The organism is Pseudomonas sp. DNDY-54 (assembly GCF_019880365.1).
Classification (GTDB): Bacteria; Pseudomonadota; Gammaproteobacteria; order Pseudomonadales; family Pseudomonadaceae; genus Stutzerimonas; species Stutzerimonas stutzeri_P.
The window spans coordinates 2078694-2093581 of the sequence record NZ_CP082271.1; the positions used below are offsets into that span (position 1 = coordinate 2078694).

A 14888-nucleotide genomic window follows, 5' to 3' on the forward strand; every position below is an offset into this window, starting at 1 on the left:
CGATGTGGAAAATCCAAAATGGCTGAGACGAACGCTTTGCCGTTTGGCGCAACACGGAGCCGACGAACGGTAGTTATGGTTATGCCATGTTAGCGCTACCATTCTGGCCAACAAACATAATCGCAGCACATTGATGCTGCCGGAGACCAAGCAGTGGCTTCCCACCCCCACAGCGATTTCCCAGCGGTCAGTCGTGCATTGGTTGTGATGGGCGTCAGCGGTTCAGGTAAGACTGAAACCAGCCACGCCGTCGCCGATGCGCTGGGCTTCCGACATATCGAAGCCGATCATTTCCATCCTGAAGAGAACGTAGCGCGCATGCGCGCCGGTACGCCGTTGTCGGACGCTGACCGCGTCGAGTGGCTGCAGAAGCTCATCGTCGAAATGCAACGAGCCATCGATGATGGCGTCGGCTTCGTGCTTGCGTGCTCCGCCCTGAAGCGTCACTACCGAGACCTTTTGCGCGATGCGGTCGCTGAGGTGCGGTTCGCTCACCTGTCGATCGACTACGACACCGCGGTGCAGCGTGTGGGCGGTCGTGAAGGGCATTTCATGCCCATTTCGCTGGTGGACAGCCAGTTCGCCACGCTCGAATCTCCGGAAGGCGAACCCGGTGTGCTCGTGGTGGATGCCGCACAGCCTCGCGAGCAGGTCCTGGAGGAAATAGTCGACTGGATGCAGCGCGCGCCGGGCCTGGAGATCGCAGACCGCGAGGGTTATTCAGCGGCTCCGCTTGATAGCGCTACCAGCGATGCCGGGAAAGGCGCCGAACTGACCGGCGCACCGATTTACACCGGCAAGCTCGCCCAGGGGTTTGACCGGATCACCGATTGGCTGATGGCCGCGCTGCTTGCCTTCATGGTGATCGTCGTCTTCAGCAGCGTTGTGTTGCGTTACGCCTTCGGCACGGGCTGGACCGGTGCTGAAGAGCTGTCGCGGCTGGCGTTTGTCTGGCTGGTGTTTGTTGGCGTCGCGTCCAGCATGCGACGCGGTGAGCTGATGGCGTTCAGCATGATTCGCGACCGGTTTCCGACATTCTTTCGCCGTGTGGTCGATTCGATCAGCTGGCTGATGGTGGCAGTCGCCAGCGGCATGGCCGCGATGGGTGGATGGAACCAGATGCAGTTTGGCTGGACGATCAACAGTCCAGTGGTGGGCTACCCGTTGGCGGTCGCGATGCTGCCGGTCATGGTCAGCATGATTGCGCTGGCAGTGCTGGCCCTCGTGCAGTTGGTCAATGTCTGGCGCGGTCAACCGCAGCCACATGCTGCCGATGCCAACGTAACGGCTGACTGACCCCCGATAACAACAGGGCAACGCCCGCCGAGGTTCTTGCATGACTGTCGTCGTTTTTCTTTCTTCTCTGTTTGGCTTCATGGCCTTCGGCATGCCAATCGCATTCGCGCTGATACTCACTGGCGCAGTGCTGATGTGGTACCTGGACTTTTGGGACGTGCAGCTGCTGGCACAGAACCTCCAAGCGGGTGCCGATAGCTTTCCATTGCTGGCGGTGCCTTTTTTCATTCTCGCCGGAGAGCTGATGAATGCCGGCGGTATTTCCCGTCGCATCATCAACATGGCCCAAGCCTATTTTGGCCACAAGCGGGGCGGCCTCGGCTATGTCGCCATTGCCGCCTCGGTGCTCCTGGCCAGCATGTCCGGCTCGGCACTGGCGGACACCGCCGCGCTGGCGACGCTGTTGTTGCCGATGATGCGCGAACGTGGCTATCCGCTGAGTTCGTCGTCGGGTCTGGTCGCCGCCGGTGGAATCATCGCACCGATCATTCCGCCCTCCATGCCGTTCGTTATCTATGGCGTAGTGACCAACACGTCCATCAGCCAGTTGTTTCTCGCCGGTATGGTGCCGGGGCTGATCATGGGGGTTGGGCTCGTCGTTGCCTGGACGCTGATTGCACGCAAAATTGATGAGCCGCCACAGGAGAAGGCCAGCGGCGCTGAGCGCCGCAAGGCACTCGTCGATGGGGCTGCTGCGCTGATGTTGCCGGTGATCATTGTTGGCGGATTGCGTGGCGGTTTGTTCACACCCACCGAGGCCGCGGTGGTAGCCGCGGTCTATGCATTGGGCGTCTCGACCCTGCTATACCGCGAGCTCAGCTGGAACGGTGTAGTCGAGGTGCTGACCCGTGCCAGCCGCACTACTGCTTCGGTGATGTTTCTCTGCGCCGCGGCGATCGTGTCGGCGTACATGATCACGCTGGCGCAGCTTCCGGACGAGATCGCGTCAATGCTTGGCCCATTGGCCGAAGATCCGAAGCTGCTGATGGTTGCCATCATGGTGCTGATGATCGCCATCGGCATGGTGCTCGACCTGACACCAACCATCCTCATTCTCGGTCCCGTGTTGGCGCCCATTGCGGTCAAGGCGGGCATCGATCCGGTGTACTTCGGAGTGATGTTCGTGCTGATCGGCTCGATTGGTCTCATCACACCACCGGTCGGCACCGTGCTCAACGTCGTCGGTGGGATAGGGCGGCTGCGCATGGAAACACTGGTGCGCGGCGTGACCCCGTTCTTCTGCATTTACCTGGTCATCGTCGCATTGCTTATCGCCGTGCCGTCGATCATCACCGTGCCGCTGCAATGGTTACGTTGATCGCGACCGGCGCGCTGCTGAACTCATTCTGATCAAGACGCTTCATCCACCCACAACAACAAAAGGTACGACAGCATGAAACGATTTCTGATAGCCGCCCTGGCGGCCACCACGCTTGGCAGCGCAATCACCGCGGTCAGCGCCCAAGCGGCCGACGATATTCGCCCACGCATGATTCGCTTCGGCTACGGGCTTAACGAGGACAGCAACCAGGGTCGTGCGGCCAAGGTCCTCGCTGAGGAAATTGCCAAGGCCTCTGACGGCAAGCTCAAGGTGCGCACCTTCGCGTCGGCCAGCCTGGGATCGGACGATCAGATGCAGAACGCGCTGATGGGCGGGGCGCAGGAAATGATGGTTGGCTCGACCGCTACGCTGGTTGGGATTGCAGAGGAAATGGCCGTCTGGGATACGCCGTTCCTGTTCGAGAGCGAGAAGCAAGCGGATTATGTGCTCGACGGTCCGGTCGGGCAGAAGGTCATGGACGCCTTGGAGGAGAAAGGCCTGGTAGGGCTGGTGTACTGGGAAAATGGCTTCCGCAACCTGACCAACAACGTCCGTCCTGTTGAAAAAATGGAAGACTTCAACGGCATTAAGCTGCGTGTGATGCCCAACCCCGTGTTCATCGATACGTTCAAGCAGATGGGCGCCAACGCCGTCCCGCTGCCGTTCTCTGAACTGTTCACCGCGCTGGAAACCAAGGCGGTCGATGGGCAGGAAAACCCATACAACACCATTCTGTCCTCGAAATTCTATGAGGTGCAGAAGTACCTCAGCGTGACCAATCACGTTTACAGCCCATGGATCGTCACAGCCTCCAAGCGCTGGTGGGATGGCCTGTCCGAGACGGAGCAGAACATCATCATGGAAGCGGCGAAGACGTCACGCGACTCAGAGCGCGCCGACACGCGTGCCGAAGCTCAGGAAGCGCTCGCCAAGATCAAGGAGCAGGGCATGGAGCTCAACAAGGTCAGCCCGGAGGAGATCCAGCGCATGCGTGAGCAGGCCAAGCCGGCGATACAGACCGTAGTCGATACGGTCGGCGAGCCGCTGTTCAATGAGGTTCAGGCCGAGATTGCCAAAGCGCCGAAGTAATCGGGCGCGCCCCTGCGGGGGCGCCGCCTCTTATAGAATTCCCCACCGTTCGCTGGATGCTGCCATGAGTTCTCGCCGTCGCCGTTCGCTGGAACGGGCCACGCTTTCCGACGTTGCCCGCAGTGCCGGCTGCTCATTGATGTCGGCTTCTCGGGCGTTGTCGCAACCGGAACGTGTGTCCGATGCGCTGCGCGAACGGGTGATGGAAGCGGTCAAGACGCTAGGCTACGTACCGCATACCGCGGCGCGCAACCTCGCCAGCGCGCGCTCGAATCTGGTGGCAGTCATCATTCCGTCGCTGTCCAACGCCGTTTTCGTCGACACCGTAGAGGCTATTCAGCGAGTGCTGATGCCGGCCGGTTACGAGTTGATGATCGGCGTCAGCCACTACCATCCCGAAGAAGATGAACGCCTGCTACGTGCCTATCTGGCACACCAGCCGGCAGGCCTTCTGATCACAGGCTTCGAACGCAGTGATGCCGCGCGGGAGGTGCTCGGCAGCTACACCAGCCCGATTGTCACGCTGATGGAATTGAGCGATGCCGAGGAAGAGTATTGCGTCGGTTTTTCCCAGTACGAAGCCGGCGCGGCGATGACGCGAAAGCTGCTCGAACGTGGCTACCGGAACATCGCCTTCGCCGCCGCTCAGTTGGACCCGCGCACCCTGCAACGGGCCGACGGTTATCGCCAGGTGATGCGTGAGGCGTCGCGCTACAACGCTGCGCTGGAGTTGCTTACGCCCCAGGTATCGTCCATCGGCCTGGGCGCTGAGCTGCTCGATCGTTTGCTGGCGCAGCATCCGCAAATCGATGCCATCTTCTTCAACAACGACGACTTGGCGTTGGGCGCGCTGTTTCGCGCTCGCCAATTGGAACTGCCGGTGCCGGAAAGACTGGCAATCGCCGGGTTCAACGATTTACCTGCGGCCGCCTGGATGCATCCCGCATTGACGACGGTGCGTACCATTCGCGGCGAAATCGGCAAGTTAGCGGGGCAGATGCTGCTTAGCCTGATGCGCGGCGAGTCGCCTCCGAAACGGCGAATCGACGTGGGCTTTGAGGTGGTGATGCGCGAAAGCGCGTGAAGCCAGCCGGCAAGCGTTGCGCTCACCGGCGCCTAATCATTCGGCTTGCTGCGCCGCCGTCACTTGTTGAGCGATCTCGATCATCTGCTCGCGCATCCAGCGGTTGGCCGGATCCTGGTCAGTGCTTTCGTGCCAGTAGATATGGGTTTCAAGCGGGGGGATCTCGACGGGAAGCGGCACCTGATGGAGGTCGTGACGGCGGGCGAAACGCTCCGGTACGGTGACCGCCATGTCAGTCTGCTGAATGACCTGAGTTGCCATCATGTAGTGCTGCGAGCGCAGGCCGATCTTGCGCTGCTGTCCCATCTTGCCGAGCGCCAGATCGACCATGCCCAGACCGCTACGGCGACTGGAAATATGGATGTGCGACAACGACAGGTATTCCTCGACGCTGAGCTTGTCCTTGGCCATGGGATGGCCGCGGCGCATCGCGCAGACGTATCGATCTTCGAGCAGTTTGACGTGTCGCACCTGCGGATCGGTATTCAGCGGCGCGTCCATGGCGAAATCCAGGCGACCGGCAGCCAGTTCCTTTGTGGTTTCGCGGCGCTTGGCGAGCATGCTCTCGATCTTCACGTTCGGGGCCAGACGGCGAAGGCGTTGGAAGAGCGGCGGTAGCACGACGGCCTCGGTAAGGTCGGTCATGCTGATACGGAACGTCTTGTTCGCCTGCAGCGGATTGAAGGTCCGGCTTTCCTGGACCGAAACGCGCAGCAGCTGAAGTGCATTACGCACCGGGCCGATGATGTTCTGCGCCATCGGCGTCGGCACCATGCCTTGCGCAGTGCGTACGAACAGCGGGTCGTTGAAGGTCTCGCGCAGGCGGGCCAGCGCGTTAGATACCGCAGGCTGGGTGATGCCGACGATCTGCCCGGCACGGGTCAAATTCGCTTCGGTGTAGATGGCGTCGAAGACGATGAAAAGATTCAGATCGACCTTGTTCAGGTTCATTGTTGTGCTCTCCGGCGTGTATCAGAATTCGCCGATCATATATCGGTGATGAATGTTTATACACGAGGAAAATAGCTTAGATAAATCACCAGGCCTCCTCTAGCATTCAAAACTACAAAACATTACCTGCCAGAAGGTTGTCGCCCATGGATTTCGCCTACTCCCCGAAGGTTCAAGAGCTGAGAGAGCGCGTCCAAGCGTTCATGGATGCTCATGTCTATCCCGCTGAAAAGGTTTTCTACCAGCAGGTTGCCGAGGGCGATCGCTGGCAGCCGACCGCCATCGTCGAGGAGCTCAAGGCCAAGGCAAAGGCGGAAGGACTGTGGAACCTGTTTCTGCCGGACTCGGAACTGGGCGCCGGGCTGACCAACACCGAATACGCGCCACTCGCTGAAATCATGGGCAGCTCGGGACTGGGGCCTGAGGCATTCAACTGCTCAGCGCCGGACACCGGCAACATGGAAGTCCTGGTGCGCTATGGCAGCGACGCGCACAAGAAACAATGGCTAGAGCCTTTGCTGCGCGGCGAAATTCGCTCGGCGTTCGGCATGACCGAGCCGGGCGTAGCCTCATCGGACGCGACCAATATGGAGGCCCGCGCGGTACGTGAAGGTGATGAGTGGGTCATCAACGGGCGCAAGTGGTGGACGTCTGGTGCCTGCGATCCGCGTTGCAAGGTGATGATCTTCATGGGCCTGACCAACCCGGATGCGCCGCGTCACCAGCAGCATTCGATGATCCTCGTGCCGATGGATGCGCCCGGTCTTAAAGTCCTGCGTCCGCTGCCCGTGTTTGGCTACGACGATGCGCCGCACGGGCACGCCGAAGTTCTGCTTGAGAACGTTCGGGTCCCGTATGAGAACGTTCTGCTGGGTGAAGGCCGTGGCTTTGAAATCGCTCAGGGCCGCTTGGGCCCAGGCCGCATTCACCACTGCATGCGCTCCGTGGGTGTTGCCGAGCGCGCGCTGAGGCTGATGTGCGAGCGTTCGGTGAACCGTACGGCATTCGGCAAGCCGCTGGCGCGGCTGGGTGCCAACCTCGACCACATCGCTGAGTGCCGGATCGAGATCAATATGGCGCGGCTGCTGACCCTTAATGCCGCGTACATGATGGATACCGTGGGTAACAAGATTGCAGCGAGTGAAATCGCGCAGATCAAGGTCGTGGCGCCAAACGTGGCGTTGAAGGTGATCGACCGCGCCATTCAGATTCACGGCGGCGCTGGTGTTTCCGAAGACTTCCCACTGGCGCACTGGTGGGCGATGCAGCGCACGCTACGCCTGGCTGACGGACCGGACGAGGTGCACCGCGCGTCGATCGCCAAGCATGAGCTGGGCAAGTACTTCCCACGGGAAATGCTGCGTAGCCGCTAAGCAACGGTAGCTCCGAGCAAAAGGTAGAAGCAAAGCCACTCAGGTGGCTTTGCTTTTTTTATGCACCGACAGTTGGGAATGAGCTGCGAGCTGGTGAAGGTGACTGCGCCAGTCCCCTTAATGCCTCAGAGTGACCGTAGGGTGGGCTTCAGCCCACCAGTGAGGTGATTGGTGGGCTGAAGCCCACCCTACATACGGCGCGTTGCCGCAATCACGGAGAGCAAGCTGGGCCCTTATCACAAGTGATTCCGCGCCCTGGGCTTGCTCAACGCCAAGCTCGACAGCAGAGCCGGTTCATCACTGCGCGACTGTCATCAGATCCGGTGGCGCTTGCTGACCATAGGTGCTGCTGACCAGGTCCCGGTAGCGCCGGTAGGCCTGTTCATAGGCGTGAACGGCGTTGGGTTCAGGTTCGACCGCGGTTGTTTCGTCAAGACTGACGCAACGGTCGCAAAGCTCGATAAGGCTGGCTTGAGAATCGCTTTCTCTGGCGTGACACCAAGCGGCTTGGATCGCACCCCCGAGCGCTGCAGCCTCGCTATGAGACGTGCAGACCACGGGCGTGGCCATCATGTCGGCGACGATTTGCCGCCACAGCGGATTGTTCGCACCGCCGCCGATCAGCTGTATCCGCTCGCTACGTATCCCACTCTCACGCAGCAAATCCAATCCGTAGCGTAGGCCGAAGGTGACGCCCTCGACGACGGCGCGGCAGAGGTTGGCTCGGGTCAGGTTGTCGGCGGTCAGGCCGTGCAGGCTGGCCGTGGCCTGGGGCAGGGCGGGGACGCGTTCGCCATTCAGAAATGGCAGCATGGTTACGCCTTTGGCCCCGATCGGAGATTGCGCCACCAATGCATTGAACTGATCGAGGTCGAGCTGTAGCAGATCGCGGATAGCACCGTTCGCATTGGTCAGGTTCATCGTGCAGATCAGCGGCAGCCAGCCGCCGCTGGATGAACAGAACGTCGCGACTGAGGGCTGCGGGCTGATACGGGCTTCGTCAGCAAACGCATAGAGAGTGCCGGATGTCCCGAGGCTCATGGTGATCGCGCCGGGGGAAATATTGCCTGTGCCGATCGCGCCCATCATGTTGTCGCCGCCACCGCTCGCGACGAGTGCGTGGGGATTCAGCCCTAACGTGGCGGCCAATTCAGGACGGATCCGCCCGACCGGCTGATGAGGCTCGATCAGCTCGGGCAGCGCCGCTTCGAGCCGGCCCGTGGGATCGATATGGCGCAGTATGGCATTGTCCCATTGGCGGGACCGGACGTTGAAATAGCCCGTCCCTGAGGCATCGCCATACTCACTTGCACAGCGTCCGGTCAGCCAGTAGTTGAGGTAGTCATGGGGCAACAGGATGTGAGCGATGCGCTCGAAGCGCTCAGCATGCTGCTCCTTCATCCACAGCAGTTTTGACACCGTGTAGCCAGGCGCAATGACCACGCCGAGGCGTTGCAGCGAGCCCTGTTCGCCGCCCAACCAATCGAGCAGCCGTTGATTTTCAGCGGCGGATTCCGTGTCGCACCACAATTTGGCCGGACGAAGCACCTGTCCTTTGTCGTCGAGTGTCACGAGGCCATGCTGTTGCCCCGAAACACCAATGCCCAGCACGCCGCTGCCATCGACACCGGCGGCATTCAGCGCGGCTGCAGTCGCGGCGACGAAAGCGGCGGTCCACTGCTCGGTATCCTGCTCGCGGCGTCCGTTTGGGCCGCTTAGAAGCGTATGGCTCGCCGAGCCCTGGCCCAGGACACGCCCGCTAGAGGCGTCGAGTAGCAATGCTTTGGTGCCCTGGGTGCCGCAATCGATACCAAGAAACATGACCGCCTCCGTTAGCGGGTCAGCAGGAGATCAAGCGTGCCGCTCACGCCCAGTGTGCGCAAGCGCAGAAGGTTTCGCTCGAACGCGTCGCGGAATGCCGAGGAGCGTGGGATCTGCGCGCCGAAAATTTCCTCTCGGCCCAGCAATCGCTCGGCGAGCCCGTCGTCTTCCGCGACCAGGGACTGGCAGAACGAAGCGCGAGGGTCCGGAATACGGTAGGTGACTTTGTTCTCGTCGACACCACGCAGGTACAGCGCCCACGCCGCCACTACCAGCGCGGCGCGTTCAAGCTCGGCCTTGTCCGCGATGAGGCGGTTGATGGTTGGCACCGTGAACTTCGGGAATTTCGAGGAGCCATCGGAGCAGACGCGCTCCAGTTGATCGGCGATAGCGCAATTGGAGAAGCGGTCGATTAGCGTCTGCTTGTAGAGCGTCAAGTCGATGCCGGGCACGGCGGCCAGCTGCGGCGTGACGTCCTTATCCATGTACTGGCGGATGTACTCGACGAACAGCGGATCGGCCATGGTTTCATGCACGAACCGATAGCCGCGCAGGAATCCCAGATAGGTCAGCGCGAGGTGGCTGCCGTTGAGGAGTTTGATCTTCATCTCCTCGTAGGGCGATACGTCATCGGTGAACTGCACGCCAACCTTCTCCCAGGCGGGGCGTCCCGCGACGAACTTGTCCTCCAGCACCCACTGCACGAAGGGTTCGCAAACCACGGGCCAAGCGTCATCCACGCCATGTTCCTGCCTGAGGGCCTTGCGGTGCGCGGCGCTGGTCATCGGTGTAATGCGGTCGACCATCGCGTTGGGGAAGCTGACGTTCTGGGCGATCCAGTTTGCCAGGTCCGCATCGACCAGATTGGCGAACGCCAGGGTTGCCGTGCGGGTAACGTCGCCGTTATGGGGCAAGTTATCGCAGGACATGATGGTGAATGGGCCGATACCTTCGCCGCGGCGCTTGGCAAGCGCCGCGCATAGCAGGCCGAACACGCTGATGGGCGTTCGCGGGTGCTCCAGATCATGCTGAATCTGCGGCAGTTGCGCATTGAACTGGCCGGTGCTGTCGTCGAGGCAGTAGCCCCCTTCGGTGATGGTCAGCGAGACAATGCGGATCACCGGATCGGCCAGTCGGGCGACGACCGCTTCGGAGCCGTGCTCGCCGACCAGCATCATGTCCCGAATGCTGGCAAGAACGCGCACTTCGGTGTCCGGTCTATCGTCCAGTTCTATCAGCGTATACAGGTAGTCCTGGGAGGCGAGCGCGTCACGCATGGCCACTTCATCGGCGCGTGTGCCGACGCCACAGATGCCCCAGTCAAGCCCCTCGCCGGTGTTCATGAGGGCATCGGTATACGCTGCCTGGTGAGCGCGATGAAATCCGCCAACCCCTATGTGCGCGATGCCGGCCGTAACCTCGTCTATCGCGTAGGCCGGGCGGGAAATGTGGGCCGGCAGCTGTGGCAGATTCTGTTGCTTCAACTTCATGTCAGGCCTCGCTGGGCTAAGTTTCGAAAAGCCGACGGCGTCATCGCCGCCGTAGGGAGCAGCGATTCGCCGGGATTGAATCGGGACGGGTTACCCGTCAAGCGGCCTGTTGCAGAGATTGGCCGACGGCCAGCCCATCGCCGTCGAACAGGTGGCAATGCGCGGCATCGAGAGTCAGCTTCAGTGATTCGCCATAACGAGGCGTGAAATCGCCACGGATGCGCATGGTCAACGGCTCGTTCGCCTGAGTGATGACATGGCAGTAGGTGTCGCTGCCCAGTCGTTCGCTGACGTCGGCTTTGACCTCAAGCTGACAGTTGCCATCGGTACTGCGGTTGAGATGCTCGGGGCGGATACCCAGAGTGACGACGTCCCCCACCGCGAGTGATGGGCCGCTGCGCGGCAGGTACAGCCGGCAGCCTGCATCCAGTTCCACTTCGCATCCGGTGGCGTCGACCTGGCTGATGCGGCCCTTCAAGAAGCCCATCTTTGGCGTGCCGAGGAAACCTGCGACGAACAGGTTGGCGGGGTTGTGGTAGAGCTCCATGGGCGAACCGACCTGCTCGATACGCCCACCGTTGAGCACCACCACTTTGTCAGCCAGCGTCATGGCCTCAACCTGGTCATGGGTCACGTAGATCATGGTCGCCTGCAATTCCTGATGCAGACGTGACAGCTCAAGGCGCATCTGCACGCGTAGCGCGGCGTCGAGGTTCGACAGCGGTTCGTCGAAGAGGAACACCTTGGGGTTGCGCACGATCGCGCGGCCAATCGCGACACGCTGCCGTTGCCCGCCGGAGAGCTGCCGAGGTTTGCGTTCGAGCAGTGGCTCGAGTTCGAGCGTACGGGCGGCGGCTTCGATCTTGCGGGCGACGTCCTGCTTGTCGGCCCCGGCCAGGTCGAGGGCGAAGGACATGTTCTTGCGCACCGTCATGTGGGGGTAGAGCGCGTAGGTCTGGAACACCATGGCCAGGTCGCGCTTGGCGGGGCTGACATCGGTGATGTCGCGGCCGTCCAGTTCGATTCGGCCGCTGCTGACTTCCTCAAGGCCGGCGATCAGCCGGAGCAGGGTCGACTTGCCACAGCCGGACGGGCCGACGAATACCACGAACTCGCGATCGCGAATGTCCAGGTCGATGCCCTTGATGATGTCGTTGCCGTCGAAGCTTTTCTTCAAGTTGCGGACTTTAAGGTCTGCCATGTTCGAATCCTTTTATTCTTGTCGATCTTGTTAATACCGCGGCGACGGTTACTTCACGGCGCCGAACGACAGGCCACGGACCAGCTGCTTCTGGCTGATCCAGCCGAAGATCAGGATGGGTGCGCAGGCGAGGGTGGATACGGCCGAAAGCTTGGCCCAGAACAGCCCCTCAGGACTGGAGTACGAGGCGATCAGCGCGGTCAGCGGGGCGGCATTGGATGACGTAAGGTTCAATGACCAGAACGCCTCGTTCCAGCACAGGATCAACGACAGCAGCATGGTCGAGGCGAGGCCGCCTTTGCTGATCGGCAAGAGCACGCGAACCATTTCCTGCATCAGGGTGGCGCCGTCCATCCGGGCCGCTTCGAGAATGTCGCGGGGAATGTCCTTGAAGTAGGTGTAGATCATCCACACCAGGATCGGCAGGTTGATGAGGGTGTAGATGATGATCAGCACCGTGCGGCTGTCGAGCAGGCCGAACTGCTTGGCCAGCAAATAGATAGGCACCAGCACACCCACCGGCGGCAGCATTTTGGTGGAGAGCATCCAGAGCAGTGTGCCCTTGGTCCGCTTGGTCTCGTAGAACGCCATCGAGTAGGCCGCCGGAATGGCGATCAGCATGCCCAGCGCGGTCGCGCCAAACGAGATGGTCACCGAGTTCCAGGCGTACTTGAAGTAGCCGCTGCGATCCTGGATCTGCAGGTAGTTCTCCAGCGTCGGCGTGAAGATGAACTGCGGCGGCGTGGCGAACGCGTCGATCTCGGTCTTCAGGCTGGTCATCAGCATCCAGAAGATCGGGAAGAACAGCAGCAGGGCCACGGCCCAGGCAAACAGCCCGACCACTAGCGTATTGAGGCGGCGACTTTGTTTGAGCGTCAGCATCGGTCTGTCCTCAGTATTTTTCGGTGAGATTCTTGCCGAGCATCCGCACCAGGATGATCGCCGCGATATTGGCGATGACCACCGCGATCAGGCCGCCGGCTGAGGCCATGCCGACGTCGAACTGCAGCAGCGCCTGGTTGTAGATCAGGTAGGCAAGGTTGGTCGATGCGTAGCCGGGACCACCGCTGGTGGTGGTGAAGATTTCGGCAAAGACCGAGAGGAGGAAGATGGTCTCGATCATCACCACCACGGCAATGGGACGTGCCAGGTGCGGCAAGGTCAGGTGCCAGAAGATCGCGATTGGGCCGGCGCCATCGAGGCGGGCGGCTTCCTTCTGCTCCTGATCGAGGGACTGCATGGCGGTCATCAGGATCAGGATCGCGAAGGGCAGCCATTGCCAGGACACGATAATGATGATCGAGAACAGCGGGTGCTGCGCCAGCCAGTCCACTGGCTGTGCATTGAAGAACTTCCAGACAGCGGCAAGGATTCCCGAGACAGGGTGATAGATCAGGTTCTTCCAGACCAGCGCGCTGACGGTCGGCATGATGAAAAACGGCGAGATCAGCATGACCCGAACGATGCCGCGCCCGGCGAAGTCCGCCGCCTCTAACAAAGCCGAGATCAAAACACCGAGCACGACGCTGATCAGCAGCACGCTGCCAACCAGCAGCAAGGTGTTGGTCATGCCCGGCATGAAGCCGGCGTCGGTCAGGAAGTAGTGGAAATTCTCCAATCCGACGAAATCATTCTCGCCGGGGTAGAGCAGGTTGTAGCGAATCACCGAAAAGTAGACGGTCATCGACAGCGGAACCAGCATCCACAGCAGCAACAGCGCAACGGAAGGGCTGACGAGGAACCAGCTGGGACCGAACCGGCGTGGCTTGCGCTCGCTCGGCTCGCTTGCCGCATCGGTAATGGGCGCCTTGGGCAAGGCTGTGGTCGTAGTGGCCATGGGCGTGCTCCGACAGAAAGAAGGCCATAAGGGCTCGGGCGAGCCCTGTCCGGTGTTCACCTTCCGCTAGGGAAGGGACATTGCATGCTTGGACGCTTACTTGGGATAGCCGGCGCGCTTCATTTCCCGTGTGGTCGACTGCTGCACGGCGGTGAGCATCTGCTCGACCGGCATCTGACCAGTGAGCGCCGCTGAGAACATCTTGCCGACCTGGGTGCCGATGGCCTGGAACTCCGGAATGGTCACGAGCTGAATGCCGACGTAGGGCACTGGCTTGGCTGAGGGTGAGGCTGGATCCGCCTGTTTCAGCGACTCGAGGGTGATCTTGGCGAACGGGGCAGCGGCCATGTATTCGTCGCTGTAGGTAGACTCGCGAGTACCCGGCGGTACGTTGGTCACGCCATCGGTTTCTGCAACCAGTTCGGCGTAATCCTGAGAGGTCGCCCAGGCCGCGAAGGTTTTGGCCGCTTCCTGCTTCTTGGAGCTGGCCGGGATGGCAAGGGCCCAGGAGTAGAGCCAAGCGGAGCCTTTGTCAGTGGTTTGCTGCGGGGCAAAGGTGAAGCCGACTTTGTCTGCGACCTTGCTCTGGGAGGTATCAGTGACGAAGGAGCCCGCCACGGTGGCATCGACCCACATGGCGCACTTACCGCTATTGAACAACGCCAGGTTTTCGTTGAAGCCGTTGCTGGACGCGCCCGGCGGGCCGTACTTGCCCAGCAGGTCCACGTAGAAATTGGCGGCTTTAGTCCACTCTGGTCCGTTGAATTCCGGCTGCCATTTTTCATCGAACCAGCGCGCACCGAACGAGTTGGCAACGGTGGTGACCAGCGCCATGTTTTCGCCCCAACCAGCCTTGCCGCGCAGGCACATGCCGTACTGCTCTTCACCTGGTTTGTGCAGCTTTTCGGCGAACTCGGCCATTTGGGTCCAGGTCGGGTGCTCTGGCATGTCCAGCCCGGCCTGTTCGAACAGGTCGGTGCGGTAGTACGTCATCGAGCTTTCTGCATAGAACGGCAGCGCATACAAGGTGCCATCGACCGACAAGCCTTCACGCACCGAGGGGAAGACGTCATCGAGGTTGTAGTCATCAGGCAAATTGGTCATGGGGGCGAGCCAGCCTTTATCGCCCCAGAGTGACGCTTCGTACATGCCGATGGTGAGCACGTCGAACTGGCCGCCCTGGGTGGCGATGTCCGTGGTCAGGCGCTGGCGCAGGACGTTCTCTTCCAGAACGACCCAATTGAGGTCGATGTCGGGGTGCTGTTCTTCGAAGGTTTGCGAGAGGCGTTGCATGCGGATCATGTCCGCGTTGTTCACCGTGGCAACCGTGACGGTTTCGGCGGTTGCATGCGTCGCGCCGATCATTGCAATACAGGTGGGACCAAGCAGCAGTTTGGCGAATTTCATTTGGGACTCCTCTTCCGC

At 61.0% G+C, this 14888-nt stretch carries 12 protein-coding genes; 5 read left to right on the forward strand and 7 right to left on the reverse strand.

The features are described 5' to 3' along the window. The first annotated feature begins 207 nt into the window (after nucleotides 1–207). The 4 genes from K4O48_RS09755 to K4O48_RS09770 all read left to right on the forward strand — a co-directional run bounded on the left by K4O48_RS09755 (nucleotide 208) and on the right by K4O48_RS09770 (nucleotide 4790). On the forward strand, nucleotides 208–1296 hold the full coding sequence (locus K4O48_RS09755; protein WP_222912054.1) for a gluconokinase, GntK/IdnK-type: 1089 nt from the start codon (nucleotides 208–210) through the stop codon (nucleotides 1294–1296). A gap of 40 nt (nucleotides 1297–1336) precedes the next feature. Beyond that, nucleotides 1337–2614 (forward strand): TRAP transporter large permease, encoded by a 1278-nt coding sequence (locus K4O48_RS09760; RefSeq protein ID WP_222911807.1) that lies wholly within the window; start codon nucleotides 1337–1339, stop codon nucleotides 2612–2614. A gap of 75 nt (nucleotides 2615–2689) precedes the next feature. Continuing rightward, a complete protein-coding gene (locus K4O48_RS09765) occupies nucleotides 2690–3706 on the forward strand; it encodes a TRAP transporter substrate-binding protein (RefSeq protein WP_222911808.1) in 1017 nt (338 codons plus the stop codon). A gap of 64 nt (nucleotides 3707–3770) precedes the next feature. Further along, on the forward strand, nucleotides 3771–4790 hold the full coding sequence (locus tag K4O48_RS09770; RefSeq protein ID WP_222911809.1) for a LacI family DNA-binding transcriptional regulator: 1020 nt from the start codon (nucleotides 3771–3773) through the stop codon (nucleotides 4788–4790). A 36-nt stretch (nucleotides 4791–4826) separates the two neighbouring features. Here the strand turns inward: K4O48_RS09770 and K4O48_RS09775 are convergent, their stop codons facing one another. Then, a complete protein-coding gene (locus K4O48_RS09775; RefSeq protein ID WP_222911810.1) occupies nucleotides 4827–5741 on the reverse strand; it encodes a LysR family transcriptional regulator in 915 nt (304 codons plus the stop codon). A gap of 146 nt (nucleotides 5742–5887) precedes the next feature. Here K4O48_RS09775 and K4O48_RS09780 point away from each other — a divergent pair, with 146 nt between their 5' ends. Then, nucleotides 5888–7114, forward strand: coding sequence for an acyl-CoA dehydrogenase (locus K4O48_RS09780; RefSeq protein ID WP_222911811.1), 1227 nt, complete (start codon nucleotides 5888–5890; stop codon nucleotides 7112–7114). Between the two features lie 297 nt (nucleotides 7115–7411). Here K4O48_RS09780 and xylB read toward each other — a convergent pair whose 3' ends face one another. The 6 genes from xylB to K4O48_RS09810 all read right to left on the reverse strand — a co-directional run bounded on the left by xylB (nucleotide 7412) and on the right by K4O48_RS09810 (nucleotide 14828). After that, on the reverse strand, nucleotides 7412–8935 hold the full coding sequence (gene xylB / locus K4O48_RS09785; protein ID WP_222911812.1) for a xylulokinase: 1524 nt from the start codon (nucleotides 8933–8935) through the stop codon (nucleotides 7412–7414). Between the two features lie 11 nt (nucleotides 8936–8946). Further along, entirely contained in the window at nucleotides 8947–10425 is a 1479-nt protein-coding gene (locus tag K4O48_RS09790) for a mannitol dehydrogenase family protein (protein WP_222911813.1), read from the reverse strand. Between the two features lie 97 nt (nucleotides 10426–10522). Then, on the reverse strand, nucleotides 10523–11626 hold the full coding sequence (locus tag K4O48_RS09795; protein WP_222911814.1) for an ABC transporter ATP-binding protein: 1104 nt from the start codon (nucleotides 11624–11626) through the stop codon (nucleotides 10523–10525). A gap of 48 nt (nucleotides 11627–11674) precedes the next feature. Further along, entirely contained in the window at nucleotides 11675–12508 is an 834-nt protein-coding gene (locus K4O48_RS09800) for a carbohydrate ABC transporter permease (protein ID WP_216706840.1), read from the reverse strand. Between the two features lie 10 nt (nucleotides 12509–12518). Continuing rightward, nucleotides 12519–13328, reverse strand: a complete 810-nt coding sequence (locus tag K4O48_RS09805) for a carbohydrate ABC transporter permease (RefSeq protein ID WP_409518946.1) — start codon at nucleotides 13326–13328, stop codon at nucleotides 12519–12521. Between the two features lie 231 nt (nucleotides 13329–13559). Beyond that, entirely contained in the window at nucleotides 13560–14828 is a 1269-nt protein-coding gene (locus K4O48_RS09810) for a sugar ABC transporter substrate-binding protein (protein WP_248497348.1), read from the reverse strand. Nucleotides 14829–14888: the final 60 nt, after the last annotated feature.

Excerpts from the sequence above, each read along its gene's own strand:
- K4O48_RS09790 (WP_222911813.1), bottom strand. The coding sequence starts at position 10,425 with ATGAAGTTGAAGCAACAGAATCTGCCACAGCTGCCGGCCCACATTTCC.
- K4O48_RS09755 (WP_222912054.1), top strand. The coding sequence starts at position 208 with ATGGGCGTCAGCGGTTCAGGTAAGACTGAAACCAGCCACGCCGTCGCC.
- K4O48_RS09775 (WP_222911810.1), bottom strand. The coding sequence starts at position 5,741 with ATGAACCTGAACAAGGTCGATCTGAATCTTTTCATCGTCTTCGACGCC.
- K4O48_RS09760 (WP_222911807.1), top strand. The coding sequence starts at position 1,337 with ATGACTGTCGTCGTTTTTCTTTCTTCTCTGTTTGGCTTCATGGCCTTC.
- K4O48_RS09770 (WP_222911809.1), top strand. The coding sequence starts at position 3,771 with ATGAGTTCTCGCCGTCGCCGTTCGCTGGAACGGGCCACGCTTTCCGAC.
- xylB (WP_222911812.1), bottom strand. The coding sequence starts at position 8,935 with ATGTTTCTTGGTATCGATTGCGGCACCCAGGGCACCAAAGCATTGCTA.
- K4O48_RS09765 (WP_222911808.1), top strand. The coding sequence starts at position 2,690 with ATGAAACGATTTCTGATAGCCGCCCTGGCGGCCACCACGCTTGGCAGC.
- K4O48_RS09800 (WP_216706840.1), bottom strand. The coding sequence starts at position 12,508 with ATGCTGACGCTCAAACAAAGTCGCCGCCTCAATACGCTAGTGGTCGGG.
- K4O48_RS09795 (WP_222911814.1), bottom strand. The coding sequence starts at position 11,626 with ATGGCAGACCTTAAAGTCCGCAACTTGAAGAAAAGCTTCGACGGCAAC.
- K4O48_RS09780 (WP_222911811.1), top strand. The coding sequence starts at position 5,888 with ATGGATTTCGCCTACTCCCCGAAGGTTCAAGAGCTGAGAGAGCGCGTC.
- K4O48_RS09805 (WP_409518946.1), bottom strand. The coding sequence starts at position 13,328 with ATGCTGGTTCCGCTGTCGATGACCGTCTACTTTTCGGTGATTCGCTAC.
- K4O48_RS09810 (WP_248497348.1), bottom strand. The coding sequence starts at position 14,828 with ATGATCGGCGCGACGCATGCAACCGCCGAAACCGTCACGGTTGCCACG.